Origin of the sequence: Streptomyces geranii, from assembly GCF_002954775.1 — a bacterium.
Taxonomy (GTDB): domain Bacteria; phylum Actinomycetota; class Actinomycetes; order Streptomycetales; family Streptomycetaceae; genus Streptomyces; species Streptomyces geranii.
Window position 1 is genome coordinate 129,597 of the sequence record NZ_PJME01000008.1, and the last position, 25,583, is coordinate 155,179.

At 70.5% G+C, this 25,583-nt stretch carries 22 protein-coding genes and 3 tRNA genes; 16 read left to right on the forward strand and 9 right to left on the reverse strand.

Translation table 11 applies throughout. The features are described from left to right. Positions 1–75 precede the first annotated feature (75 nt). On the forward strand, positions 76–753 hold the full coding sequence (locus CW359_RS14325; protein ID WP_105970309.1) for a bifunctional DNA primase/polymerase: 678 nt from the start codon (positions 76–78) through the stop codon (positions 751–753). 56 nt (positions 754–809) lie between these two features. After that, positions 810–1,406: a hypothetical protein gene (locus CW359_RS14330; protein WP_105970310.1), complete on the forward strand. Its 597-nt coding sequence runs from the start codon at positions 810–812 to the stop codon at positions 1,404–1,406. Between the two features lie 233 nt (positions 1,407–1,639). Here the strand turns inward: CW359_RS14330 and CW359_RS14335 are convergent, their stop codons facing one another. From CW359_RS14335 to CW359_RS14345, 3 genes are all read right to left on the reverse strand, one after another. Continuing rightward, positions 1,640–2,605: a DUF5926 family protein gene (locus CW359_RS14335; RefSeq protein ID WP_105970311.1), complete on the reverse strand. Its 966-nt coding sequence runs from the start codon at positions 2,603–2,605 to the stop codon at positions 1,640–1,642. A gap of 132 nt (positions 2,606–2,737) precedes the next feature. Beyond that, positions 2,738–3,376: an ATP-binding protein gene (locus tag CW359_RS14340; RefSeq protein ID WP_105970312.1), complete on the reverse strand. Its 639-nt coding sequence runs from the start codon at positions 3,374–3,376 to the stop codon at positions 2,738–2,740. A 197-nt stretch (positions 3,377–3,573) separates the two neighbouring features. Next, positions 3,574–4,383, reverse strand: coding sequence for a glycerophosphodiester phosphodiesterase (locus tag CW359_RS14345; RefSeq protein WP_105970313.1), 810 nt, complete (start codon positions 4,381–4,383; stop codon positions 3,574–3,576). A 308-nt stretch (positions 4,384–4,691) separates the two neighbouring features. Here CW359_RS14345 and CW359_RS14355 point away from each other — a divergent pair, with 308 nt between their 5' ends. From CW359_RS14355 to CW359_RS14375, 5 genes are all read left to right on the forward strand, one after another. Next, entirely contained in the window at positions 4,692–6,191 is a 1,500-nt protein-coding gene (locus CW359_RS14355; RefSeq protein ID WP_105970314.1) for a S1C family serine protease, read from the forward strand. A 22-nt stretch (positions 6,192–6,213) separates the two neighbouring features. Then, positions 6,214–6,300: transfer RNA gene (locus tag CW359_RS14360), tRNA-Ser, on the forward strand. 196 nt (positions 6,301–6,496) lie between these two features. After that, positions 6,497–6,808 carry a hypothetical protein gene (locus tag CW359_RS14365; protein ID WP_105970315.1) on the forward strand — a complete coding sequence of 104 codons (312 nt, stop codon included), beginning with the start codon at positions 6,497–6,499 and terminating at the stop codon, positions 6,806–6,808. A 15-nt stretch (positions 6,809–6,823) separates the two neighbouring features. Next, entirely contained in the window at positions 6,824–7,399 is a 576-nt protein-coding gene (locus CW359_RS14370) for a hypothetical protein (protein WP_105970316.1), read from the forward strand. Continuing rightward, positions 7,396–8,292: a hypothetical protein gene (locus CW359_RS14375; protein ID WP_105970317.1), complete on the forward strand. Its 897-nt coding sequence runs from the start codon at positions 7,396–7,398 to the stop codon at positions 8,290–8,292. The genes CW359_RS14370 and CW359_RS14375 overlap by 4 nt, the downstream gene beginning before the upstream one ends. A gap of 89 nt (positions 8,293–8,381) precedes the next feature. Here the strand turns inward: CW359_RS14375 and CW359_RS14380 are convergent, their stop codons facing one another. Beyond that, positions 8,382–9,254, reverse strand: coding sequence for a bifunctional DNA primase/polymerase (locus CW359_RS14380; protein WP_105970318.1), 873 nt, complete (start codon positions 9,252–9,254; stop codon positions 8,382–8,384). A gap of 419 nt (positions 9,255–9,673) precedes the next feature. Here CW359_RS14380 and CW359_RS14385 point away from each other — a divergent pair, with 419 nt between their 5' ends. The 6 genes from CW359_RS14385 (at position 9,674) to CW359_RS14410 (ending at position 15,378) form a co-directional block, all read left to right on the forward strand. Continuing rightward, positions 9,674–9,979, forward strand: a complete 306-nt coding sequence (locus CW359_RS14385) for a hypothetical protein (protein WP_105970319.1) — start codon at positions 9,674–9,676, stop codon at positions 9,977–9,979. A 205-nt stretch (positions 9,980–10,184) separates the two neighbouring features. Next, positions 10,185–11,159, forward strand: a complete 975-nt coding sequence (locus tag CW359_RS14390) for a bifunctional MaoC family dehydratase N-terminal/OB-fold nucleic acid binding domain-containing protein (RefSeq protein WP_105970320.1) — start codon at positions 10,185–10,187, stop codon at positions 11,157–11,159. Continuing rightward, a complete protein-coding gene (locus CW359_RS14395; protein WP_105970321.1) occupies positions 11,156–11,569 on the forward strand; it encodes a MaoC family dehydratase in 414 nt (137 codons plus the stop codon). The genes CW359_RS14390 and CW359_RS14395 overlap by 4 nt, the downstream gene beginning before the upstream one ends. Then, positions 11,566–12,732: a lipid-transfer protein gene (locus CW359_RS14400; RefSeq protein ID WP_105970322.1), complete on the forward strand. Its 1,167-nt coding sequence runs from the start codon at positions 11,566–11,568 to the stop codon at positions 12,730–12,732. The genes CW359_RS14395 and CW359_RS14400 overlap by 4 nt, the downstream gene beginning before the upstream one ends. A gap of 225 nt (positions 12,733–12,957) precedes the next feature. Next, positions 12,958–13,554, forward strand: coding sequence for a SigE family RNA polymerase sigma factor (locus CW359_RS14405; protein ID WP_105970323.1), 597 nt, complete (start codon positions 12,958–12,960; stop codon positions 13,552–13,554). Positions 13,555–13,701: 147 nt separating this feature from the next. After that, on the forward strand, positions 13,702–15,378 hold the full coding sequence (locus tag CW359_RS14410) for a long-chain fatty acid--CoA ligase (RefSeq protein ID WP_105970324.1): 1,677 nt from the start codon (positions 13,702–13,704) through the stop codon (positions 15,376–15,378). A gap of 101 nt (positions 15,379–15,479) precedes the next feature. On the opposite strand, the gene CW359_RS14415 is transcribed toward CW359_RS14410, so the two are convergent. Together CW359_RS14415 and CW359_RS14420 are read right to left on the reverse strand one after the other, a co-directional pair. After that, positions 15,480–20,102 carry a response regulator gene (locus CW359_RS14415; RefSeq protein ID WP_105970325.1) on the reverse strand — a complete coding sequence of 1,541 codons (4,623 nt, stop codon included), beginning with the start codon at positions 20,100–20,102 and terminating at the stop codon, positions 15,480–15,482. Positions 20,103–20,359: 257 nt separating this feature from the next. Then, positions 20,360–20,893, reverse strand: coding sequence for an SSI family serine proteinase inhibitor (locus tag CW359_RS14420; protein ID WP_105970326.1), 534 nt, complete (start codon positions 20,891–20,893; stop codon positions 20,360–20,362). Between the two features lie 221 nt (positions 20,894–21,114). Between CW359_RS14420 and CW359_RS14425 the strand changes: the two genes are divergently transcribed. From CW359_RS14425 to CW359_RS14435, 3 genes are all read left to right on the forward strand, one after another. Then, a tRNA-Ser gene (locus tag CW359_RS14425) sits at positions 21,115–21,205 on the forward strand. 207 nt (positions 21,206–21,412) lie between these two features. After that, positions 21,413–21,485, forward strand: a tRNA-Arg gene (locus CW359_RS14430). Between the two features lie 365 nt (positions 21,486–21,850). Beyond that, positions 21,851–22,597, forward strand: coding sequence for a hypothetical protein (locus CW359_RS14435; protein WP_105970327.1), 747 nt, complete (start codon positions 21,851–21,853; stop codon positions 22,595–22,597). Between the two features lie 63 nt (positions 22,598–22,660). On the opposite strand, the gene CW359_RS14440 is transcribed toward CW359_RS14435, so the two are convergent. Genes CW359_RS14440 through CW359_RS14450 form a run of 3 tightly spaced genes read right to left on the reverse strand, consistent with a single transcriptional unit; the run spans position 22,661 to position 25,529 of the window. Beyond that, entirely contained in the window at positions 22,661–23,887 is a 1,227-nt protein-coding gene (locus CW359_RS14440; protein WP_105970328.1) for a site-specific integrase, read from the reverse strand. Further along, entirely contained in the window at positions 23,887–24,069 is a 183-nt protein-coding gene (locus tag CW359_RS14445) for a helix-turn-helix domain-containing protein (protein ID WP_105970329.1), read from the reverse strand. Before CW359_RS14445 ends, CW359_RS14440 begins: the two co-directional genes overlap by 1 nt. Further along, positions 24,066–25,529 (reverse strand): replication initiator, encoded by a 1,464-nt coding sequence (locus tag CW359_RS14450; protein WP_105970330.1) that lies wholly within the window; start codon positions 25,527–25,529, stop codon positions 24,066–24,068. Before CW359_RS14450 ends, CW359_RS14445 begins: the two co-directional genes overlap by 4 nt. Between the last annotated feature and the right edge of the window lie 54 nt (positions 25,530–25,583).

Consider the following 25,583-nt stretch of genomic DNA (forward strand, 5'->3'; position numbering starts at 1 on the left):
ACAGTCAAGTGATCGACACATGGTGTGAGTGGCCCACGGTGTTGCCAGGCGTGCAACGGAAAGGAACGAGCGCTCATGCGCGAGATCCTCGGAAGGCTCGGAAGGCGACGCAGGTTCCTGTCCCGGCGTGACGGCGGGAAGAAGCCTGAAGTGCTCGGCGCGGCTCTGACGTTCGCGGCCGAATGGCAGTGGCCCGTACTACCGGGCGTGGCACCGGATCCCCAGGGGCGCGCTCGTTGCGGCTGCCCCGACCCGGAGTGCACGGTTCCCGGCGCCCACCCGTTCGACCCCGGCCTGCTCGCGGCCACCACCGACGAGCGCATGGTGCGCTGGTGGTGGACGAACCGGCCGACGGCTCCCATCATCCTGGCCACCGGCGGCACCGCCCCGTGCGCGGTCAGCCTGCCGGCCCCGGCCGCCGCCCGCGCGCTCGGCGCCCTGGACCGCATGGGCATGCGCCTGGGCCCGGTCGTCGCGGCGCCCACCCGCTGGTCGCTGCTCGTGAAGCCCTACACGATGGAACAACTGGGCGAACTGCTCTACGCGAAGGACTTCGTCCCCGGCTCCCTCCGCTTCCACAGCGAGGGCGGCTACATCGCACTGCCCCCGTCCGAGACCGGCCTCGGCCGGGTCAGCTGGGAGCGTGAACCGCTCCCCGGCTCGGCCTCGCCCTGGGTGCCGGATGTCGAGGCCGTGGTGGACGCCGTGGTCGAGGCCCTCACTCGTACGGGTGTGAGCGCACCCGAGTTGTAGGGGTGTCGGGCGCGCGGGCAACCGGGCGCCCGTCCCCTGTCGTTATCTTCGCTTTCATGAATCTCCGTCTGCTCGCGCTCTCGGGCGTCGTGGCGCTCACGGTCGCGCTTCCGCTGGCCGTGGCCTCCGCGGGGCCCGTGGGCGACGCGGACCGCGACGCCCTGCTCTCCCTGACGCCGCGAGAAGCCCCTCGGCAGGGCCCCGGCGACGGCAAGGCACGGGAGGCCGCCGATCCCACCACGGCCCCCGCCGCCGACCCCACCGGCACCCCCCTGCTGGGCCTGGGCCTCGCCACGGCCGCCCGCTGCGGTCCCGAACTCACCTCGCCCGACGGCATCGAGGCACAGACCTGTGTGCTGTCGCAGGGCGAGGAGACCTGGGCGCGCACCTACTACCGCAACGCGACCGGGCGCGAACTGCTCTCCGTGCTGAGCCTCATGGGACCCGGCGCCCGCACGGTGCAGCTGCGCTGCGCGGTGGGCGCGGAGGACGAGCCCGGGGTGTGCGAGACGCCCAGGGAGCGTGCCACGGGCGAGCCGGGGGCCTACACGGCGGTCGCGGAGTTCGCGGGCGCGGGGGCCGCGGGGGAGGCCGGACAGGGGCCGCTGCTGCTGCGTGCGGGGAGCAACTCCGGGGTTCCTGAGGGGAGTTGACGGAGGGCGCGGTTCCGTACAGAGCACCGCGCCGGAGTCCGGGCACAGAAAGACCCGGTTGCTGGCGACGGGGGATGCACCAGCAACCGGGCTACTGCAACGCTAACAAGAGATCGGCTGTTCGCAAATTCGATCTCGGCTATTCGGACACCGATTCCCCTGTTCTCATGGGGAGTTGTGACAGGAGTCACCCGGGCGGAACCTGTGCCTCCGCCTGTGGGTCCGACTGTGCGTCAGCTGAGCGTCACCTGTCGGTTGGTCAGGCCGCCGCGCGCGCGGCGCTCGTCCGGGGTGAGCGGGGCGTCCGAGGCCAGCGCGCCGGCGAGGCGCTCGGCGAACTCGGCGGCCGGCTTCTCCACGTCCTCCGCGGTCACGCCGGTCGGCAGGTCCCACACCGGGACGGTGAGGCCGTGCGCGCGGAAGGAGCCCACGAGTCGGGTGCCCTCGCCGAGGCTCGACCGCCCGGCCGCGTGCAGCCGCGCGAGGGCGTCGAGCAGCTGCTCCTCGCCGTGCGGCATCACCCAGCGCAGGTGGTTCTTGTCCGGGGTCTCGCACCAGTAGGCGGCGTCGACGCCCGTCAGCTTCACGGTCGGGATCGCGGCGTCGTTGGCCCGCTCCAGGGACGCGGTGACGTCCGCCGTCGCGTTCTCCGCGTCCGGCACCCAGAACTCGAAGCCCGTGTGCACAACTGGCTCGAAGGCGCCTTCGGGGTCGAGCAGATCCTGCAGCCGCGGTCCCTCGGCCGGGGCGCGGCGGCCCTGGACGGGCGTACCGGGCTCGGCGGTGAGCGCGCGCTGGAGGGTGTCGGCGAGGTCGCGGCTGATGTCGCCGGACGAGGTGTCGTTCTGCAGGCCGAGCAGGACCGAGCCGTCGTCGCGGCGCAGGGCGGGCCAGGCCATCGGCAGGACGGTGGCGAGCGTGACCGAGGGAACCCCGTCGGGCAGGCCGGACTTGAGGTTCAGTTCCACGGTGGCGGCGGGGACCAGCTCGCGCAGGGCCACCCAGTCGCCCTCGCCGGGCAGGCCCTCGAAGGGCCGGTGCACCAGTTCGGTCACCGCGTGTGCGGCGGCCCGGCCGTGACAGGCCTTGTAGCGCCGCCCGCTGTCGCAGGGGCAGGGCTCGCGGGCGCCGACAACCGGGATCTCGCGGTCGGACAGCTGGGGCCGCGAGGCCTTCGTCTGGGGTCGCTTCTTGGCCATCGTGGGTGTCTCCCGGTTACGGCTCGTCTCGTACTGGCGCGAGCCTAGCCGCTCGTACGAGAGCCGATGGGACCCTGTGGACAACGGCGGTCACCGGAGCCGCCAGGTTCTGTCGGTCGGTGTCGGCCGATGTCAGTCCATGTCGTCGAAGGCGTCCGCGAAGTCCAGGTCGGGTATCGCGGACATCGAGCGGGCCGTGACCCGGGTGGCGAAGTCGGTACGCCGGTGGCCCGCGTCCGGGTCGTGGACGTCGTCGTTGACGACGACCCACACGGTGACCTCGCCGCGGGTGTCGTCCCGGACACCCCAGTCGTTGGCCAGCGCCGTGATGATGTTCAGCCCGCGTCCGCCGTGCGCGGTGACCGACGGGGTCGCCGGAACCGGGCGGGTCGGGCCGCCGCCGTCCGTCACCTCGACGACGAGTCTGCCGCCGGAGTCCACGCGCCACGCGGCCCGGACGTCGCCGTCCCCGGCCAGGGCCTCACCCAGTGGCCGACCGTGTTTGCACGCGTTGCTCAAGAGTTCGGACAGGATCAACACAGCGTCGTCGATGACCGATTCCGCCACACCGCCCGTACGCAGCTGATCGCGCATCCGGTGTCTTGCTTTCCCCACGCCCGCAGGGCCATGGGGAACGGCCATGCTCGACGACGTGGGCACCTCCTGTGCCACCACAAACGCCACCCCCGAGACCTCCTTTGCCCCACGCCACGGTGTGAATGCCCCTTTGGCCTGTACCGGAAACCGCCCCTTCCGCCTTCGGTGACGCACTCGCGCCGATCGAGTACGGATCGAACGCGCCGGTGCACTCCCTGTAACCGGATGGCCGGATTTCGCCGGTATGGCCGAAGGTGGAGGCTTCCTCACTCGGGACCACAGGTCAAGACCTCTGGCAGGAACCGGGGTCGGAGTCGGGTAAGAGCGGGCGCGCGGCCGGGGATGCGCCGCAGCCGTGGGAGCGCTCCTGGTCAGCGGCCCAGTTGCCGCAGCACCGCGCCCGGGCGGTTGGTGATGATGGCGTCGATGCCCAGGTCGACGCAGAGACTGACGTCCTCGGGCTCGTTCACCGTCCAGACGTGCACCTGGTGACCGGCGCGTTTCAGCCGCTCGATGTACGCCGGGTGACTTCGCACGATCCGGATCGAGGGGCCCGCGATCCGGACCCCGGCCGGCAGCCGTCCGTCGCGCAGCCGGGGCGAGAGGAACTGGTTCAGATAGACCGTCGGCAGCGTCGGCGAGGCGGCCCGGACGCGGTGCAGCGAGCGCGCCGAGAAACTCATCACCCGTACCCGCGAATCGGCCGCGGACTCGGGGGAGTCCAGACCGAACCGCTTGAGCAGGAACAGCAGCCGCTCCTCGACCTGGCCCGCCCAGCGAGTGGGGTGCTTGGTCTCGATGGCCAGCTCCACCCGCCGCCCGGCGTCGGCGACCAGGGAGAGCAGCCGTTCCAGGGTGAGTACGGAGGTGTCCTCGCGGTCCTCCGGGCGGTGCTCCCAGTCGGGCGCCTCGTCGCGGTTCTTCCAGGAACCGAAGTCCAGGGCGGCGAGGTCGGCCAGTTCCAGGGCGGAGACCGCGCCGCGGCCGTTCGACGTACGGTTGACGCGGCGGTCGTGGACACAGACCAGATGGCCGTCCGCGGTCAGCCGTACATCGCACTCCAGGGCGTCGGCGCCGGCCTCGATGGCCTTCTTGTAGGCGGCCAGTGTGTGCTCGGGGGCCTCTTCGGAGGCTCCGCGGTGGGCGACGACCTGGATCGGGTGCTGTCGTGCGTGGGTCACCGCGTCATGGTGTCACCGTCGGAGGGCGGGTGTGACGTCGTGGTCCCCCGGTGCGCGTAACAGATCCTCACTGTTGTGTGACTTGTCAGATATAAAGGGTGCTCCCGGACGCACAGGCACCGCTTATGGTGCCCTGACGGCCTGTGGGAAAAGCTGACGGCATACAAAAGGACACGCACAGCTGAATCACGTACCGACCGCGTACCCGTGTCAACGGGCACCCGCACGTATGGATCGGGTGGATCGGATTGATCGGGCGTGACCGAGTGCGACCGAGAAGGACAGCCGTGGATCGAGGAGAAAGAGCTGTGAGCACCGAGAACGAGGGCACTGCGGTACCCCCGGCCCCGTCCGCACCTCCTGTGCCGGTGGAATCTCCTGCTGCCTCCCCGCAGGCCACCGCGCCCGAGGCACCGACCACCCAGCTCCCGCCGGTGCCGCCGAGCGCCCCGGGCGCACCGGAGGCCGCTCCGGCGTACGCGGGCCAGGTACCGGCGTACGCGTCCGCGAGCGCGCCCGACGCGCCTCAGGGCGCCGGTCTGGGCCCCGAGGCAGCCGCGTGGCCGCCTCCCCCGCCGCCGGCGGTGCCGTCGTACATGGACGGCGCGAGCGGCGGCGGTGGCGGCGACACGGGTGCGGGTGCGCCCTGGGGCGCCACGTACGACCAGCAGCCCCCGAAGCCCAAGTCCGGGCGCGGCGGCCTGATCGCCGCGGTGCTGGTGGCCGCGCTGGTCGCCGGCGGCGCGGGCGGCGGCCTCGGCTACACGCTGGCCAAGGACAACGACGACAGCACCACGTCGACGACGGTCTCCGCGGCCCAGCAGACCGGCGGCGACCTCAAGCGCGACGCGGGCACGGTCGCGGGCGTGGCCGCCAAGGCGCTGCCGAGCACGGTCACCATCGAGGCGGAGAGCTCCAGCGGCGAGGGCGGCACCGGCACGGGCTTCGTCTTCGACACGCAGGGGCACATCGTCACCAACAACCACGTCGTCGCGGACGCGGTCGACGGCGGCAAGCTGACGGCGACCTTCCCCGACGGCAAGAAGTACGACGCCGAGGTGGTCGGGCACGCGCAGGGCTACGACGTGGCGGTCATCAAGCTCAAGAACGCCCCCTCGAACCTGCAGCCGCTCACCCTGGGCGACTCCGACAAGGTGGCCGTCGGCGACTCGACGATCGCGATCGGCGCCCCCTTCGGCCTCTCCAACACGGTGACCACGGGCATCATCAGCGCCAAGAACCGCCCGGTGGCCTCCAGCGACGGCAGCGCGAGCAGCAAGGCCTCGTACATGAGCGCCCTGCAGACCGACGCGTCGATCAACCCGGGCAACTCGGGCGGCCCGCTGCTCGACGCCGCGGGCAACGTGATCGGCATCAACTCGGCGATCCAGTCCTCCAGCAGCGGCGGCCTGGGCACCGGCCAGTCCGGCTCGATCGGCCTGGGCTTCGCCATCCCGATCAACCAGGCGAAGTACGTCGCGCAGCAGCTGATCAAGACCGGCAAGCCGGTCTACGCGAAGATCGGCGCCTCGGTGGCCCTCACGGAGGGCACGGGCGGCGCCCAGATCAGCCAGAAGACCGCGGACACCACCGACCCCGTCGAGTCCGGCGGCCCGGCGGCTGCGGCGGGCCTGAAGCCCGGCGACGTCATCACGAAGCTCGACGACCACGTGATCGACAGCGGCCCGACCCTGATCGGCGAGATCTGGACGCACAAGCCGGGCGACAAGGTCCAGATCACCTACGAACGGGACGGCAAGTCCAAGACGGTCGAACTCACCCTGGGCTCACGGGTGGGCGACAGCTGACGTTACTCTTGTCCCGCGCACTGGTGGGTTGCCCGAGCGGCCTAAGGGAACGGTCTTGAAAACCGTCGTCGCAGCGATGTGACCGTGGGTTCAAATCCCACACCCACCGCAGCGGTTGAAGGGGTGCTCCTCGTCGAGGGGCACCCCTTTTCGTTCAGGAGTGCGAATTATCGATATCAGTTCGAATTTATCCCGTGAAAACTCTGCACATAATGATCGAATGTGATCATTATTAATTTGTGTCTGTTGTGTGTTCATAGCCCGCTATAGAGTCGAGTGACCAGTGGGATTTGACAGGGGGACACATGGCTGAGTTCAACATTCAGAAACAGACCGCCGAGATCATCAACCAGGGCGACAACCTCTTCATCGGCCCCCAGCAGGCGAACGCCGCCACCGCCCGCCTCGACGCCCTGCTCGGCCAGATCGACACCGAGCGCTCCGCGGCCGACGAGTGGACGGAGCTGCGTGCCGAGGTGGAGAGCGCCCGTTCCGCACTGCCGGAGCGTGAGGCGGCCGTCGGGGCGCTGGAGCGGGCCCGTGTGGTCGCCCTGGCTCTCCGGGCCGGCTCGATCGTCGCCGCCATCGCCACCGTCATCAGCTCCTTCACCCAGTGAAAGTGAAGAGGATCGATGGGCGGCAACAGAGATACGAACCAGAACCCGAACCAGAACCCGAATCACCGTTCCGTCTATAACGTCGGTCGGCAGGAAGCCCGCACCATCAACAACGCGGACACGATCAACATCTCCTACCGGGACCCCACCCCGATCGAAAGCGCGGAGGAATTCCTTCGGCTCGGAGAAACGTCGCTGCATCAGGGGTTCTACGATTCCGCGGTCGCGCAGCTGACGAAATGCGTCGGCCTCGTCGTGCCCGACCCCTCGGCCGCCGCGCACGCCCGTTTCCTGCTGGCCCTGGCCACTCTCCGGGGGCGGCGTCCGAGTCTGTGCAGCGGACCCGAACTCACCTCCGTCATCAGCCTGTTGAGCCCGCTGTCCGAGCCGTACGCCCGCTTTCTCGTGGCCCTGGTCGAAGAGGACCGCACCAACGCGTGGATGGCGTCGTCGGAAGTCCCGGTCGAACTGCGGCTGAGTGCGCGGCAGGTCGACCGGTTGCACGCGGACCTCATCCGGCGGCATGTACCCGCACCGCAGAGCCGTGTCTGGCAAGCACTGAACGAACGTGCAGGAGGAACCACCTCATGACCCTGACCATGGCGGAGACCGAAGCGACCGAGCGGAAGCGGAAAGTCGAGAAGTACTTCCACCCCACTCCCAAGCAGAGCCTCGACCAGATCGCCACAGCTCTGCTCGCGGTCGGCGGTATCGCCGTGCTGGTCGGGCTGATCGCCCTGAACAGCAACGCGTTCATCGGAATTGTGATGATGGCGGGCGGCATCTATTCCGCGATCAAGGGCGGCGCCAAGAAGAAGGAGTACCGGGACGCCTACGAGAAGGCCGAACCGAAGCCGTCCGACCGGGAGATGGACCGGCTGCTCGCACAGGACCTGAAGGTCATCGAGGAGCGTGCCATGCAGCGCCTCGGCATCACCCCGGACCATCTGGAGATCGGCGCCCAGTCCTGGGACCCGGTCGCGGCCCTGCTCGGTACGAGCCCGTCCGAACGCCCGGAGAAAAGGCCGCTGGTGCTGTACGGGCCGAATCTCAGCGGGTTCGGAATCGGCGACGACGGCGTGTGGCGGTTCCAGGAGTACGAGGTCCTGGTCGTCTGCCCCACCCTGCACCACCTCGCCCTCTTCCACTGCTCGCTGGACTTCCTGTCGGGCGGGCTGTCCAAGGAGGACACGGAGGAGTACCAGTACAACCACGTGGTCGCCGTCTCGACCAAGACCACACCCGCTCCCTCCAACATCTCCCTGGAGCAGCTGAACACCCGTACGCCCGACGACGACTCGGTCCACTTCAGCAAGGTCCAGCGGCGTCGGCTGGAGGTCAGCGTGTCGAACGGCCAGTCCATGGGCGTCACGGTCGGCATCTCCGACGAGGACGACAGCACAAAGCGGGCCAGGCTGCAGTCGAGCGGCATCGACGAGGTCATCGGGTCCATCCGGCGCGTACTGCGCGACCGTTCGCGATGAGGGCGTGACAGCTTCTTCGTCCGGTCGGCAGCGGTAGGGGTGCCTCTCCGAGAGAGGCACCCCTTTTCGCTGCCCCGCGCCTGCTCACCTCACCCCCGCCACCCCGTCATCCGCCCCGCCGAGGCCACCGTCGCCCGCGCCTCCCGCTCCGTCAGCCCCGTCTGGACGGCCGCATCCACCAGCGGCTCCACCAGGACGTCGCCCAGCCCGTTCTCGTACGCCCGGCAGGCCGCCCAGAACAGGCGGGTGTTGCGTTGGCCCTCGTGGGCCGCCAGGACGAACTGGACCAGGCCCTGGCCGTGTTCGGGCGGGGCGGGGGACGCGGTGGCGGAGCGGTGGGGGCGAGGTGGGGGGACGAGCAGGCGGAGGAGGGACTCGGGGCAGGGGGCCGGGGTCAGGTGGGCGGTGCCGGGAGCCGTGCCGTAGACGCCGTGGTCCGTGCGGGAGCCGGGGCCCACCAGGTAGCCGCCGGCTCCTCTGATGTCGATGCCGGGGGCCAGTCTGCTCGCCGAGTTGGGGACCACCGCGTCCGGCGGGCCCGACAGCCAGAGGTGGCGGCCTCCGGAGGGGGTCAGGACGACGACCGTCTCGGGGATCGTGAACAGGTGGCGCAGGGCCAGTTCGCGCAGGGCCGCCGAGGAGTCCGTGCCCGACTTGGTGTCCAGGTCGATGCCGATGAGGTGGTGCGGGGGCAGGCCGCAGGCGATGCCGTAGCCGGTGGCCCAGGGGGCGGCGGCGAAGAGTTCGCGGATACGGGACGGGTTGGTCGTGGCGTCGTACACGCCGTGGCCCGCGTTTCCGCATTCGCCGTGGCAGGGGGACGGGAGCGGCTCGTCGCGGTGCGGGGAGCGCAGGGCCGGGAGTTTGGTCCGGGACAGCGGGATCACGGCCAGGCCGCGCTCGGCGGCTGACAGGGCGTGGGCGAGGGCCAGGGTCGTGGCCTGCCGGTCGGTGGTGGCCATACCTCCATGTTCGTACGTGTGTTCGAAAAAGGGAAGGGTGCGTCGGTTCACAGGGGTCGGATCAGGCGAATGGCCGGAAATGTGCGGGAACGCTTCGCCCCTTGTGTCCCTTGGGTGTCACCCACCGCCGCTTGGCGTGAAACGGAACTAATAGGCTGACCTGGGGCTTTGGTGATGTGAAGAGGGTTTATCGACTTGTCATCACGCTTCAGGGGGAATAAATGGTTCCGGGGTGGTTCGCCGGGGATCCGGTGGGCAATCCTGATCTCGCGACGCAGTGCACGGCGGCGAGAAGGACCGGGGCGGACGGCCAACTGCCTTGGGAACAGCGGAAGTTCACGCATCACGCAGCACGCACCACACGTACTTCGTACGGTCCGGCACTGGAGCCGGGGCGTACATGTTCTGGAGGAACAGACATGGCAAGCATCCGTACCGCCCGCGTCATCGCCGCCGTCTCCGCCCTGCCCCTCGCCGTCGCGCTCTTCAGCGGCGTCGCCACGGCGGACAACGGCGCCTTCGCGGACGACGGATCGAACTCGGCCGTCGCCAACATCATCGGCAGCGGCGTGGGCGGCAACAACAACGGCAACTCGTCCACCTCGCAGCAGCAGGCGGTCGGCTCCGGCGCCTCGAACCAGAACAACACGGCACAGGTGAACGGCTCCGCCTTCACGGCCATCCACCAGTCCAACGCCGTCGTCAACTTCACCAACCTCTGGTAGGCCCTCGGGCCGACGGGGTGTGGGTCCCCGGCGGTCCTGAACTCCCTTGTGGGGAGCGCTTCATGGGGTGGTAACACGTCTGCGCGGCGGCACGGGTTCCGTGTCGCCGCGCAGACGTGTTCCATGTCGGGTGCGGGGTCCGTCACTTGCCCGTGCCCTGCCCGTCCCTTGACACCCTCCCGTATCTGACGGACAGTCAGAAACCGTGAGCCTCCCACCCAGTCACTCACCCAGCCACCCGCCCGGCAACCCGCCCGGTCACCAACTCGCCGAGCGGCTCGCCGCGTTCGAGGGGCGCCCCGCCGTCGTCGGCGGTGTCGGCAAGGATCCCGTCAACGAGCCGATGATCAGGCACTGGTGCGAGGCGCTGGGCGACAGCGGTCCGGCGTACACCGGACCGGACGCCGTCGCGCCGGCCACCATGCTCCAGGTGTGGACCATGGGCGGCCTCTCCGGACATCCGGGCCGCTCGGAGGCGTACGAGGAGTTGCTCGCCCTGCTCGACGGCGCGGGCTGCACCTCGGTCGTCGCCACCGACTGCGAGCAGGAGTATCTGCGGCCCCTGCGCCCGGGCGACCGGGTCGTGTTCGATTCGGTCGTCGAGTCCGTCGTCGGGCCCAAGACCACCAAGCTCGGCACCGGGTACTTCGTCACGACCCGGATGGATGTACGAGTGGACGGTGAGCCGGTGGGCACCCATCGGTTCCGGATCCTCAAGTACGCCCCCGCACGCGCCCCCAAGGCCACCCCCGCGCCCGCTGCCGCCACCCGCCCCCGTCCCGTCGTCAACCGCGACAACGCCGGTTTCTGGGAGGGCGTGGAGCTCCGTCGGCTGCTCATCCAGCGCTGCCTCGGCTGCCGCACCCTCCGCTTCCCCTGGCTGCCCGGCTGCAACTCCTGCGGCGACGGCGAATGGGACACCGTCGAGGCGTCCGGCGACGGCACCGTCTTCTCGTACGTCGTCCTGCACCACCCGCCCTTCCCCGCCTTCGACCCGCCCTACGCGGTCGGGCTGATCGAGCTGGCCGAGGGCGTGCGGATCATCAGCAACGTGATCGGGGTGCCGTACGACAAGGTGCGGATCGGGATGCCGGTGCGGCTGGAGTTCGTGCGGTACGAGGACGGGCAGCCGGAGTTGCCGGTCTTCCGGGGCGATCTGCCGGGTGGGGTGGGGGAATGAGGGCTGGGGACGAACTGCCGCCGCTGGAGATCGAGATCACGCGCACGCTGATCGTCGCCGGGGCCATCGCCTCCCGTGACTTCCAGGACGTGCACCACGACGCCGAGCTGGCGCGGGCGAAGGGGTCGCCGGACATCTTCATGAACATCCTCACCACGAACGGCCTGGTGGGGCGGTACATCACCGACTGCCTCGGGCCCGCCGCCGTCCTGCGCAAGGTCGCCATCCGCCTCGGCGCCCCCAACCACCCCGGCGACACCATGGTGCTGACCGGTCGGATCGAGGAGGTCGTCGCAGACGTGGACGGCGGCGACACCGTCGTCGTACGCGTGCTCGGGGCGAACGCGATCGGCCGGCACGTCTCCGGCACGGTGACCGTCTCCGTACCCCCTAGGGGAGGCACCCCGTGAGCCTGCACACGCGCGACGACCTCGGCGGACGTACGGCCGTCGTGGGCATCGGGGCCACCGAGTTCTCCAAGGACTCGGGGCGCAGCGAGCTGCGGCTGGCCGTGGAGGCGGTGCGGGCCGCGCTCGACGACGCCGGGCTGACGCCCGCCGACGTGGACGGCATGGTCACGTTCACGATGGACACCAGCCCGGAGATCACCGTCGCGCAGGCCGCCGGGATCGGGGAGCTGTCCTTCTTCTCCCGCGTCCACTACGGCGGGGGCGCCGCCTGCGCGACCGTCCAGCAGGCCGCGCTCGCCGTCGCGGCCGGGATCGCCGAGGTCGTCGTCTGCTACCGCGCTTTCAACGAGCGGTCCGGGCGGCGGTTCGGGTCGGGGGTGCAGCGGCGGGAGCCGTCGGCGGAGGGGGTGGCGCTCGGCTGGTCGCTGCCGTTCGGGCTGCTCACGCCCGCCTCCTGGGTGGCGATGGCCGCGCAGCGGTACCTCTACGCGTACGGGTTGACGGCGGACGCGTTCGGGCAGGTCGCGGTGAGCGGGCGGAAGTACGCGGCGACCAATCCGGCCGCCTGGTTCCACGGCCGGCCCATCACCCTCGCCGACCACGCGGCCTCGCGCTGGATCGCCGAGCCGCTGCGGCTGCTGGACTGCTGCCAGGAGACGGACGGCGGCCAGGCGCTCGTCGTCACCTCCGTCGAACGCGCGCGCGAGCTGCGGCACCCGGCGGTCGTCGTCGCCGCGGCTGCCCAGGGCGCCGGACGCGCCCAGGAGCAGATGACCAGCTTCTACCGCGACGACCTCACCGGGCTCCCCGAGATGGGCGTGGTGGCCCGGCAGTTGTGGCGGACGGCAGGGGTGGGTCCGGGTGACATGGACGTCGGCATCATCTACGACCACTTCACGCCGTTCGTGCTGATGCAGCTGGAGGAGTTCGGCTTCTGCGGCCCGGGCGAGGCGGCCGATCTCGTCGCATCCGGGGGGCTGCCCCTCAATACACATGGGGGACAACTCGGGGAGGCGTACCTGCACGGTATGAACGGCATCGCGGAGGCGGTACGGCAGCTGCGCGGGACCTCCGTCAACCAGGTGCCGGGCGCGGAAAGAGCGCTGGTCACGGCGGGTACGGGGGTGCCGACCTCGGGGCTGGTCCTGGAGGCCGCCCGATGAGCGCACCCGGTGCGCCGGCCACCTCGCCCACGGCTGTCACTACTACCGGAGGACCAGGCTCCGTACTACCGCCGTACGACACCTCAGGGTCGAACCCTCATAGCCCCGTACCATGCCTCCACCTTCAGGAGGTGGAGCCGGCCCCCCTCCTACAACCTGAGGCGGACGAGCCTTCGGGACCTGCGGCCGATCCGCCCGAGTAGGGGTCGAACCTAGCGTAGAGCCATGACCACACCCGTCTGCACCAGCGCTTCGAACGCGGCTACGCCGGCGACGCAGACCCTGGCGTTCGCGTCGTACACCTCACCGTTCACCCCGTCCTACACCTCGTACCCGTCGTTCTCGTCGTACGTGAAGGCCCGCCGCCCGGTGCTGCTGCGCACCGCCCGGTCGCTCACCGCGAACCCGAGCGACGCCGAGGACCTCCTGCAGACCGCGCTCACCAAGACGTACGTCGCGTGGGAGCGGATCGAGGACCACCGGGCGCTCGACGGCTATGTCCGCCGCGCGCTGCTCAACACGCGGACGTCGCAGTGGCGGAAGCGGAAGGTCGACGAGTTCGTCTGCGACGAGCTGCCGGAGCCCGAGGGGGCGCCGGTCGGCGACCCGGCCGAGCACCAGGTGCTGCACGACGCGATGTGGCGCGCGATCATGAAGCTGCCCGCGCGGCAGCGGGCGATGGTGGTCCTGCGGTACTACGAGGACCTGAGCGAGGTCCAGACCGCCGAGGTGCTCGGGGTGTCGGTGGGCACGGTCAAGTCGGCCGTCTCACGCGCGCTGGGCAAGCTGCGCGAGGACCCTGAACTGGTGCTCGCCCGCTAGCTGTCGTACGCCGGTTCCCGCACGGGAACCTCTGGTGACCGCCGATAGTTCCCGAGGCACGACGTGATCTGATCGATCACTCTCCCCTAGTGACGTACCGCTCGGTATGTGAGCAGAATCAGCACAACCTTTACCACCGAGTAGGCAATGAAGCCCCGGGAGGACGCCGTGCTGAGCACCATGCAGGACGTACCGCTGCTGATCTCAAGGATCCTGGCCCATGGGTCGACGATCCACGGCGACTCACAGGTCATCACCTGGACCGGCGAGCCCGAACCGCAGCGCCGCTCCTACGCCGAGATCGGGGCCCGGTCGGCACAGCTCGCACACGCCCTGCACGACGACCTGGGCATCACCGGCGACGAGCGGGTCGCCACGCTCATGTGGAACAACGCCGAGCACGTCGAGGCCTACTTCGCGATCCCTTCCATGGGCGCGGTGCTCCACACCCTCAATCTTCGGCTGCCGCCCGAGCAGCTGGCCTGGATCGTCAACCACGCCGCCGACAAGGTGGTCATTGCCAACGGCTCCCTGCTGCCGCTGCTGGCCCCGCTGCTCCCGCACCTCAAGACGGTCGAGCACGTCGTGGTCTCCGGCCCGGGCGACCGTTCCGCGCTCGCCGGTTCGCACGCCCAGGTGCACGAGTACGAGGACCTCGTCGCCGGGAAGCCGACCAGCTACGACTGGCCCGAGCTGGACGAACGCACGGCCGCGGCCATGTGTTACACCTCCGGGACGACGGGCGACCCCAAGGGCGTGGTCTACAGCCACCGCTCCATCTATCTGCACTCCATGCAGGTCAACATGGCCCAGTCCATGGGCCTGACCGACCAGGACACGTCCCTGGCCGTAGTGCCCCAATTTCATGTAAACGCTTGGGGTTTGCCCCACGCGACCCTGATGACCGGCGTCAACATGCTGATGCCGGACCGGTTCCTGCAGCCCGGGCCGCTCGCCGAGATGATCGAGAAGGTCCGGCCGACGCACGCTGCCGCCGTCCCCACCATCTGGCAGGGCCTCCTCGCGGAGCTGACCGCGAAGCCCCGGGACGTCTCCTCCCTCACCCAGGTCACCATCGGCGGCTCGGCCTGCCCGCCCGCCCTGATGGCCGCCTTCGACAAGCTGGGCATGCGCGTCTGCCACGCCTGGGGCATGACGGAGACCTCCCCGCTCGGCACGATCGCCCGGCCCCCGGCCCGCGCGGTGGGTACGGACCAGGAGTTCGCGTACCGCCTCACCCAGGGCCGCTTCCCGACCAGCGTCGAGGCCCGGCTGAGCGGCCCCGGCGGCGAACGGCTCCCCTGGGACGGCGAGTCCGCCGGTGAGCTGGAGGTGCGCGGCCCGTGGATCGCGGGCTCCTACTACAACGGCCCCGACGGTGAGATCCTGCGCCCCGCCGACAAGTTCAGCGAGGACGGCTGGCTCAAGACGGGCGACGTGGGCACCATCAGCCCCGACGGCTTCCTGACCCTCACCGACCGTGCCAAGGACGTCATCAAGTCGGGCGGCGAGTGGATCTCGTCCGTCGACCTGGAGAACGCCCTCATGGCCCACCCGGACGTCCTGGAGGCGGCCGTCGTGGCCGTCCCCGACGACAAGTGGGGCGAGCGCCCGCTGGCCACGGTCGTGCTGTCGGAGGGCTCCACCGCCGACTTCGAGTCGCTGCGCGCCTTCCTCGCGGGCGAGGGCAAGATCGCCAAGTGGCAGCTCCCGGAGCGCTGGACGATCATCGAGTCGGTGCCGAAGACGAGCGTCGGCAAGTTCGACAAGAAGGTGCTCCGCAGGCAGTACGCGGAGGGCGAGCTGGACGTCACCAAGCTCTGACGTCCCCTTTGGGCCGGTAGACGGGTCGGGGCGATGTTTCACGTGAAACCGATGTTTCACGTGAAACATCGCCCCAATTCCATTTCCATGGGCCGAAGGCGCTAGTTGGTGCCGATCCGGGCCAGCAGATCGACGATCCGGCCCTGTACCTCCGCGCTGGTGGACCGCTCGGCGAGGAACAGCACCGTCTCGCCCGAGGCGAGCCTTGGCAGGTCGGCCTGGTCGACGGCGGCCGTGTAGACGACCAGCGGGGTGCGGTTCAACTGCCCGTTCGCCCGCAGCCAGTCCACGATCCCGGCCCTGCGGCGCCGTACCTGAAGCAGGTCCATGACCACCAGGTTCGGCCGCAACTGCGAGGCCAGCGTGACCGCGTCCGCGTCGCTCGCGGCCCGCGCGACCTGCATCCCGCGCCGCTCCAGCGTCGCCGTCAGCGCGAGCGCGATCTCCGCGTGCTCCTCGATCAGCAGCACCCGCGGCGGATGCTGCTCACTGTCACGCGGGGCGAGCGCCTTCAGGAGTACGGCCGGATCGGCGCCGTACGCCGCCTCGCGCGTCGCCTGTCCGAGCCCGGCCGTGACCAGCACCGGGACCTCGGCGGCCACGGCGGCCTGGCGCAGCGACTGGAGGGCGGTGCGGGTGATCGGCCCGGTCAGCGGGTCGACGAACAGTGCCGCCGGGAAGGCCGCTATCTGGGCGGCGACCTCTTCGCGCGAGTGCACGATGACGGGCCGGTAGCCACGGTCGCTGAGCGCCTGCTGCGTGGTGACGTCCGGCGCGGGCCAGACCAGCAGCCGACGCGGGTTGTCCAGTGGCTCCGGCGGCAACTCGTCGTCCATCGGCCGGGGCTGCGGCTGGTCGGAGACCTCGACGGCACCGCCGGGTCCGTCCAGCGGCTCGGGCCCCTCGGCCGCGTTCTCGTCCGGTGCTCCTATGGCGTACGAGCGCCCGGCGCCGTCGGTGAACCCGGGCAGCCTCGGATTGCCCGGGGCGAGCTGCGTCTGCCCGGCGAGCGAGGGCTGCGCGGGCAACGGCACTTGCCCGGCGAGGGACGGCTGACCCGGCATGGGCGCCTGGCCGGCAAGGGAGGGCTGGGCCGGGACGGGCGCGGCGGCCTGGGCTGCCGCAGGTGTCGCGGGCGTGGCCGGGGCGGCCTGGTTGCCGCCCTGCGGATGCTGCCGTGCCGTCGTCTCCGGCTGGCCTGCGGCGGGTTCGGGGCGGGTGCCGAGCTTGCGGCGGCGACCGGAGCCGTTCGAGCCGTTGGTGCCGTGCGGAGGCGTACCGGGCTGCTGCTGGGCCGGTGCCTGCACCTGCGCGGCCTGCCGACTGAACGCCACGCCCTGCCCGAGCGTCCGCACACTGAACGCCCGCCCCTGGGTCGAGTTCGGGTCGACCGGCGCGGCGACGGCCTCGGCGGGCAGCACCCGCTCCGGCGGAAGCGGCGCGGCTGCCACCTGGGGCTGGGGCTGGGCCACGGGGGCGGGAACGGCGGCCGGGTTGTTCGGGTTCGGCGGTACGGCGGTGCCGACGTCCGGGGTCTCGTCGTCGGCCGGGGGCCAGGGCTGAGGCTGCCCGGCGGCGGCCTGGGCCGGGATCGCCTGACCGGGGGCGAGGCCCTGGGCGAGGGCGGCCTGAGGCGCCGTACCCTGCGCCGGGACCTGCTGGGCGACGGCCTGGGCCGCCTGCTGCGGGGCCTGCTGGACCTGCCTGCCCTGGACGCCCTGGGCCGGGACGGGCTGGCCGGGGAGCGGCTGTGCGGGGAGGGGCTGGCCCGGGGCGGCCTGCGCGACCGGCTGCTGGCCGAGGGCGGGCTGGCCGGGGAGCGCCTGCGCGGGAAGCCCCTGGGCCGGGACCGCCTGTCCGGGCATGGCCTGGGCGACCTGTGAGGCCTGCGCGACCTGTGCCGCGGGGACGGCCTGTCCCGGCATGGGCTGCCTGGGCAGCGGCTGTCCGGGGACGGGCTGCTGGCCGGGCATCGGCTGCCCCTGGCCCGGTACGCCGCCCTGCTGCTGGCCCACGGCGGCGACCTGGGCGGCCGGTGCCTGCGCGGGAGCCATCTGCCCGGCGGCCGGAACGGGCGTCCCCTGTCCGGGGATTCCGCCCGGAGGCACTGCTCCCGGCTGTTCCGGGGCCTGGCGGGCCCGGCGGCGGCCGGTCGGGCCGGACGTCGGGTGCGGCTGGGGCGGGGTGTGGTCGTCGTCGTGGTCGTGCGTGAGCCCGTCATGACGGCCGCCGTCGTCGAAACGGTCGCCGACCGGCCCGGCGGGCGCCCCGGGGGCACCCTGGTCCGTCCGGTCGGCCTCGGCCGGGGGCAGGGCGAACACCGGACGGGGGCCCGCCTCCTGCGCGGCGCCGCGCTCGGCCGCAGCCGCCAGCGCCCGGCGCCGGCGCCCGGTGGGCTGCCCGTCCGCGCTCTCGTCGGCGCCGCCCTGCGCGTCTCCGGTACCGGCGGCACCGGAGGGAGCGGCGGGCAGGGCGGGCGGCAACGCGTGCTGCTCGCCGCCGCGCCGGGCCGGAGCGCCGGGCACGCCCTGGGGCGGCACCGTTCCGCCCAGGCCGGTGCCCACGGCGGCGGTGCCCGCGCCGTGCTCGCCCGCCATGACGACGGCGCCCTCGGAGACGCTGTCCTGCTGCTCGTTCACGCCCGCGCCCTCGACGGGACTGGGCCGCCCGCGCCGACGCCCGGTGCCGCCGTCCCCGTCGCCCGAGGGCTGGAGCTGCGGCTGGGCCTGGGCCTGGGGATCGGGACCAGAGGACGCGGCGGCGGCCTCCTCGGCGGCCCGCCTCCGGCGCCGTCCGGTGGGCGCGACGGCCTCGTTGCCGGGGACCCCGGGGGTACCGGCCGGGAGACCGGCGGCAGCGGGGTCGCCGAGTTGGGCGTCGGCCTCCGCGTCGCCCTCGGGTGCGCCCTCCGGGCCGTCGCCCTCCAGGAAGGCGTCCACGGAGGACCGCCGGGCCCGCCGGCGTCCACTGACACCACCGTTGCCGCCGTCGCTGTCCCCGCCCTGCCCGGGGACGGCGAGTTCCGCACCGACCCCGACCCCGACCTCGGCCACGACCGCGCCAGCCCCACCCCCGATGGGCACCTCAAGGACGTACGCACTGCCGCTCATACCCGGCACCTCGTGCGTCTGCAGCACTCCGCCGTGCGCGCGCACGATCCCGCGCACGATCGGCTCGTGCACCGGGTCTCCCCCGGGGTACGGCCCGCGCACCTCGATCCGGACGACCTCGCCGCGCTGCGCCGCCGCGACGACGACGGTGTTGTCCATGTACCCGCCCGCGGAGGCGGGAGAGTTGCCGGTCGCGTCGACGCCGGCGACGTCCGCGACGAGATGCGCGAGGGCGGTCGCGAGGCGCTGCGGGTCGACCTCGGCCTCGATGGGCGGCGCGTGCACGGCGAACTGGACGCGCCCCGGGCCGATCAGTTCGACGGCGCCGTCGACACCGGCGGCGACGACCGCGTCGAGCATCACCTTCGTACGGCTGACGGAGTCGACGCCTGTGTCGAGCCGCTGGTAGGAGAGGACGTTGTCGACCAATGTGGTGATGCGCGAGTAACCGGCCGACAGATGGTGCAGCACCTGGTTGGCCTCGGGCCACAGCTGACCGGCGTCGTCGGCGGCGAGGGCGGAGAGTTCGCGGCGCAGCTCGTCGAGGGGTCCGCGCAGCGAACGCCCGAGCAGCACGAGCAGCTGCTCCTGCCGGCCGGCCAGCGCCTCGTACCGGTCCTTCTCGCGCTCACCGAGGGCCGCGTACCGGTCCTCACCCGCCGCGAGTTCCTCTTCGTGCTCCTCGCGCAGCCGCTCGATCTCGGTGACGTGCTGCTGGCGCAGGGCGGTGAGTTCGGAGGCGTGCTCCTCGGCGGCGCGCTCCAGCTCCTCCTCGTGCAGCTTGTCGGCGGCGTCCTTCTCCTCGGCCAGGGAGTCGTACGGACGCCGGTCGGTGAACGTCATCACCGCGCCGACGAGCTGGTCGCCGTCCCGCACGGGCGCGGTCGTCAGATCGACGGAGACCTTGTCACCGCTCTTGGACCACAGCACCTGCCCGCGCACCCGGTGCTTGCGCCCGGACCGCAGGGTGTCCGCGAGCGGCGACTCGCCGTACGGGAAGGGCTCGCCGTCGGCGCGCGAGTGCAGGACGAGGGTGTGCAGCTCGCGCCCGCCGAGGTCGCTGGCGCGGTAGCCGAGTATCTGGGCGGCGGCCGGATTGACGAGGACGACCCGCCCCTCGGTGTCGGTCCCGACGACCCCCTCCGCCGCCGCGCGCAGGATCATCTCGGTCTGACGTTGCGAACGCGCGAGTTCGGCCTCGGTGTCGACGGTGCCGGACAGATCCCGTACGACGAGCATGAGCAGCTCGTCATTGGTGTAGCCGTAGCTGTCGTACGCCTGCTGGCCGTTCTCGAGATTCGCACTGGTGACCTCGACCGGGAACTCGCTCCCGTCGGTCCGCCGGGCGATCATCCGGGTCGGCTTCGTCTGCCCGTTCGGGTCCATCGAATCGGGGCGGCGCATGGTGCCGGGGATCAGCCGGGAGTCGAACTGCGGCAGCAGATCGAGCAGCCCGCGCCCGACGAGGGCGGTGCCCGGCGTCTCGAAGGCCGCGAGGGCGATCGTATTGGCGTTGACGACGGTCCCATTGGCGTTGACCAGCACCAACGCATCGGGCAGCGCGTCGAGTATGGCTGCGAGGCGAGCAGCGCCTCGGGATGGCCTGCTGCTCACGAGACGCTTCCTCCCTGTTACCGCACCTTGCCGACCGCGGGCGCCATCTTGCCAACCGGCCCGCAACGTGTCACGCGAGGGAGTCTAAGGGCAGTGGTTGCGCTCGCGACGCCGGATGAGAGGGAGGTCGCACGACGAAGTGACAGAGACCCGGTGACCGTGCACTTCACACCACTTATGCGCTACGGGGCGCCTGTGACTGTGGTGTGAGCGCGTGCGGTGGGCTGCGCCGGGCCCCAGGCGGCCTGTCGAATGCCCTATCGAAGATCGGGGAGCAGCGGCACGAGCCGGTCCCACCGGGCCATCTCGCAGCCGTTGCTGCGATCGAACGCGGCGTCGACGGGACGCCCGGCCCAGGTCCCGGTCACATGGGCGGTGGCGGCACCGCCGTACATCATCGTGCAGACGCTGTCGGGTGACACGGGGGCGAAGGGGTCCTCGCCCCACCTGGCCCCCCGGTCGAGCGACCCGCAGGCCCCCGCGACGTCGGGATGACTCCCGCCCCCCGGATGACACTCCAGCTCGAACCGCCCGTCAGCCCGTCCGCCGGTGCCTCGGACGGTGACGGTGAGGTGGTCGGCGGCGCGTTGGGTGGGGGCGAGGTGGGGGGCGAAGGGGGAGGAGGCGGAGGGCGAGAGGGGTGCGAGGGGTGCGGGGGGTGTGAGGGGGCGGGTCTGGGGAGCGGAGTCGGCGTGGGCGGCGGTGGGGGCTGCGGCGAGGGAGGCTGCGGCGGTGGCGGTGAGGAGGGCGCGGCGCAGGGGGCCGCGAGGAAGAGGGGTGACCTTGAACATGACCTGACTAACGCGTGACGCGGGCGGACGTTGCGCGGGGCGGGCCGCGCGGTCACCGGACGGTGCGCGTGGAGGTGCACGCGGACGCGCCGTACGGACGTGCTGTAACGGCTTTGCCCTGCGCCCCGCCTGCCTAGTACCGTGGGAGGCGATTGGTGACACCGCGCTCGTCTGTGTCATCATCTGCACGCACCACTCGCGCTCGCGCGGGAGGTTGTGCTGGAGGCGTCGCCTAGTCCGGTCTATGGCGCCGCACTGCTAATGCGGTTTGGGACTTACATCCCATCGAGGGTTCAAATCCCTCCGCCTCCGCACCTGATCCCGAAGCCCTGGTCACGACTGACCGGGGCTTCGGCGGTTCCCGGACCGTTTCCAGGGCGCCTTCGGGTCGTTTTCGCAGGTCAGGCAGGGTGCGGCAAACGGATTTCACCTCACGCCGACAGTCATGTAATGTTGTTCCCGCAACGCCGACCGGGTTGAAAAACCCGCCAGGAAGAGCAAACACAACAGAAGACACAAGCACTCGTAGCTTAACGGATAGAGCATCTGACTACGGATCAGAAGGTTGCAGGTTCGAATCCTGCCGAGTGCACAGCAGACCAGAGGCCCCGTGGAGGAATCCACGGGGCCTCTGATTTTTGTGTTGACGGCAGTGCTTGACGGCAACCGTGGATCGCCCGGCGATGGGGCGTGCATTCAGGTCGGCGCCTTTCGTCCCATCTGTTGACGTTACCTCTCTCATCCGATACAACCCGATACGCGCGGATCGTCACGCGCTGGCCGCTGCTGAAGATGACGTGCTCACGCTGTCCTTCTGGCAGGGATGCCATCAGATGGACAGCAATCCTGCGCTCCCGGCGCGTCTCCGGGGGCGTCCATGTGAGCCAGGGGGGCATCACTGTATTGGCAATGAATAGAGGTGAAAAGGGATGGTTCGGCGGTGTAACCGTCTTGGCTGTGGTGCTGCTCCTGTTGCTACTCGGATCTTGTGGTGACGACTGCGAGGACGTGTCGTCGACGCCGAATGCGGTGGTCACTGTCACGGCCGATCCGAGCCCGGCTGGGAGCCAGGTCGGGAAGAGCATCGATATCGCCGTGGAGCGGGCCCTGCAGGCCGGGCTGAGCGTTGGGATCCACGACGCCAGCGACCGGGACGAAGCTCCGCGAGGGGACTGGACGGTGTGCTTCGAGAAGGCGACGTTGAGCGATGTCGTTTTTGCTGCCGTGCCAGACGAGGCACCGTGCCCAAAGAAGGATGGTCAACGCATTCCCTGGCCCAAGATGCCGAACATGAAGGACACCACGTACGCCAAGGCAGTGGTGAAGCTGGAAGATGCCGTCGGTGAGGTTGCCCTCAAGGCCGCCTACGAGGACGAGGCGGCCTACGACACGAACAACGAAACTGGTGACTACGCGAACTGGAGAGTGTGCTTCCAGAGTGTCAAGGCTGGGACTGCTCTGCCGTATGAACCAGATGTCACTCTGCATGCAGTGGAGAACGGTGAGGCGTGTCCGTCGGCGAAGGGGCTCTACAAGGACCCCACGAACGATCCGGACTACGTCGACCTCGACGACGGATCGTCTGAAGACGACAGCAGCAACGGTGGCAGCGGTAGCGGCGAGGAAGACTACTACCCCGGTGATAAGGGTGGATGCCCGCCTGGTGGTTGCTACAACCCATGCCCGCCCGGAGGCTGCCGGTAGGGCGTAAAGGCCCGCGCCAATGTTGCTTGGCGCGGGCCCCGACAGGCAGAGCGGGTGTTCTTGCTATCTCAGCGCGTCCCCGACGCGATCGAAGGCCGAGCGCTGTGAGTCGAGCCGTACGAACGTGTAGATGTCCATGGTCACGCGGATCGAGCTGTGGCCGAGCACTTCCATGATCATGCGGGCGTCGGCGCCCTGTTCGTGGAGGAGCGACGCGCAAGTGTGGCGCAGGTCGTGCAGCCGGACCTTGCGGAGGCCGGCGCGGACGCTCAGTGCTTCGAAGGAGCGGTTCATGTTGCGCGGCTCGATCGGTGTCCCGTTCTTCGTGGTGAAGACGAGATCGTGGCCAGTCTCCTTCCAGTTGTCCCCCGCTGCCTTCTTGTCGGCGATCTGCTGGGCACGCTGAGCGCGAAGCGCCGTCACACACTCAGCAGGCAAGGCCACGCGGCGGGCCGAGCGCTGAGTCTTCGGCGCGACGATCAGCAGTTCGCCGCCGACCCGTTGGAGCGCCTGCCGGACGGTGAGCACTCCTTCGTAGAGATCCAGGTCTGACCAGCGCAGGCCCAGCAGCTCACCGCGCCGCAGGCCGATGCGGACCGCCAGCTCGTACGCGGCCCACAGCCGGTTGTCACGGGCCGCCATCAGGAGCTGACGCCCTTCCTTGGCCGTGAGCGGTTCGATCTCGCGCTTCGTTCCCATGCTCAGCTCCACGTTCCGGGCCACGTTGCGCGGTAGTTCGTCCTCACGTACGGCGTGCTGGATAGCGGCGCGCAGGATCACGAGCAGGAAGCGGACGGTTCGATCTGACGGGAGCTTCTTGCAGCACTTGCCGAGGGCGCAGCAGCGCCGCTTGTGCTCCGGGCGGTTCTTGTCCTTGCCCTGGGCGCAGCACTGGCAGGTGGCCGCCGTCTTGGTGAGGAAGGCGCGGATATCTCGGGCGGTCAGCCGGGTCAGCTTCTTCTTGCCGAACTCCGAGGTGACGTAGTTCCGGACGAGGGACTCGTAGTTGACGTATGTCGTCCGGCGGACCTTGCCCTTGGCGACGTTCGCCAGCCAGTACGCCAGGTACTCGCTCAGCGTCATCTTGCTGGTGGCCACCGGGAGACCGCTCAGGGAGTCGGCCTTGAGCTTGGTCAGCTTCTCGTGGGCTTCGTCCCAGGTCTTGCCGTAGACGCTGCGCCGCTTGTACGTGCCGTCCGTCGTCAGCACGTAGGCACTGCCTTCCCAACGACCGTCCTTGCGCTGGTAGATGGTGCCCTCGTTGTTGGCGTTTTTCTTCGGCTTGGCCATCAGGCGGCTTCCTGTTCGGTGCGGTGGGATACGTAGGCGTCCACGGCGGCTTCGCTGATGCGTCGGCAGCGGCCGATCTTGAAGGAGGCGAGTTCGCGGGAGCGGATCAGGTCGTGGACCTTCCAGCGGCTGATGCCGAGACGTTCGGCGACCTGGTCCACGGTGAGTACGGCCGTCGTCATGCAGGCAGCAGCCCTTCTTGCTTCAGGCGTTCGGTGTGGACTCTGTCGTGGCGGACCTGGGCGGCGAGGAGTTCTTCGCCGGGGCGGTAGCCGCTGCTGAGATAGGTCCACGAGGAGGCGGTGACGAGGGTGGTGTTCTCGTCGTCGACCGGAAGGCTGGCCCGGACGCGGGCGGCTTCGGCCTGAGCGGTGCGCCAGGCGCGGCGTACGTCGCGGAGCGCGCCGAGGGTGGTCGAGTAGGCGCGGGATTTGCTGGAGAAGTGGCCGCGGAAGCCGAGCATGTGCGCCCACTTCCAGAGCTTGAGGTGGGCGAACTCCGGGAGGTGGCCGAGCGCCCAGGCGGTGCGGATCATCTGCCGGGCGTGCTGCTGGACGGCGAGGTTGGTGAGGGGTTCGGCTTGGCCGGTGCCGTCGCAGTCCTCGCACAGGTCGCGGAAGCCGTCGGGGCCGCGTACGTAGCCGCGTCCGGCGCAGGGGCGGCATACGAGGGTGCGGTCCACGGTGCCCGCGCCTTCGGCATTTTTGGTGGCGTACTTGGCGACGTATCCGGCGACCTTGGCGTCCGTGAGTTCGCCGTCCCCCAAGGCCGAGATCTGATCCACCTTGAAGCGGTCGCCCCACCGGATGACGCGTTCGCCGACCGCGTCCGACTCGACGATGAGCCGGGCACGTTCGATGGCCAGGCCGACGGCGACTTGGAGGGCGTCGAAGGTGGCCCAGGCCGGGGGTGCGGTGGTGTGGCCGTCCGGACCGTCGAAGCGGACGACGGCGTGGAAGTGGACCAGGCCCCGCTGTTGGTACTCGGCGACTTTGGCGAAGGAGATACGGAGGGCCGCGTTGAGTGCCTTCTGTGTCATGCCGAGGTGCTCGGCGAGGGCACGGCGCAGGTAGGTGGTGAAGCGTGCCCACAGGGCCCCGGCGTGGGCGTTCCACAGCACGGCGCCGCTGTAGTCGTAGTGTGCCGGGCGCAGTGGGGTGCCGAGTTCGGGAGCGTCTTGGGCGTGGGTTTCGCCGCATGAGCAGGGGCGGGGCTTGCCCGCGTCGGTCGTGGGGCGGTTGTGGACGGGGCCGAAGGAAGGGGCGGTGAGGGTGACGAAGGCGCGGGGGTGGTCGCGGACGGTTTCGGCGACGTTCTTGCCGCCGGACAGTCCGGCCTTGATCAGGTGGTAGGTGTCGGCGGCGTAGAGGCGGGAGCAGGCGGGGCAGCGGGAGGCACGGCGGTTGCCGCAGGTGGTGAGGAGGCGGCCGGAAGGTTCGTCCTCGGAGCGGTAGGAGCGGACCACTTGGTTGGTGGTCTGGTCGGTGGTGATGGTCCAGCCGTGCAGGTTGACCGGGCTGGTGCAGCCGCGCAGGTCGCGGACCTGTTCGGTGACTCGGTCGAAGTTGTCGGTGTTGGCCAGTTCGACCAGGTCCCGCAGGCCGGGGCTGATGACGTGGCGCAGGTCGAGGGGGCGGCGCATGGGTGGCGGGGTGTCCCTTCTGGCACGAGGGTGGGCTCTGCGGGCAGCAGCGAT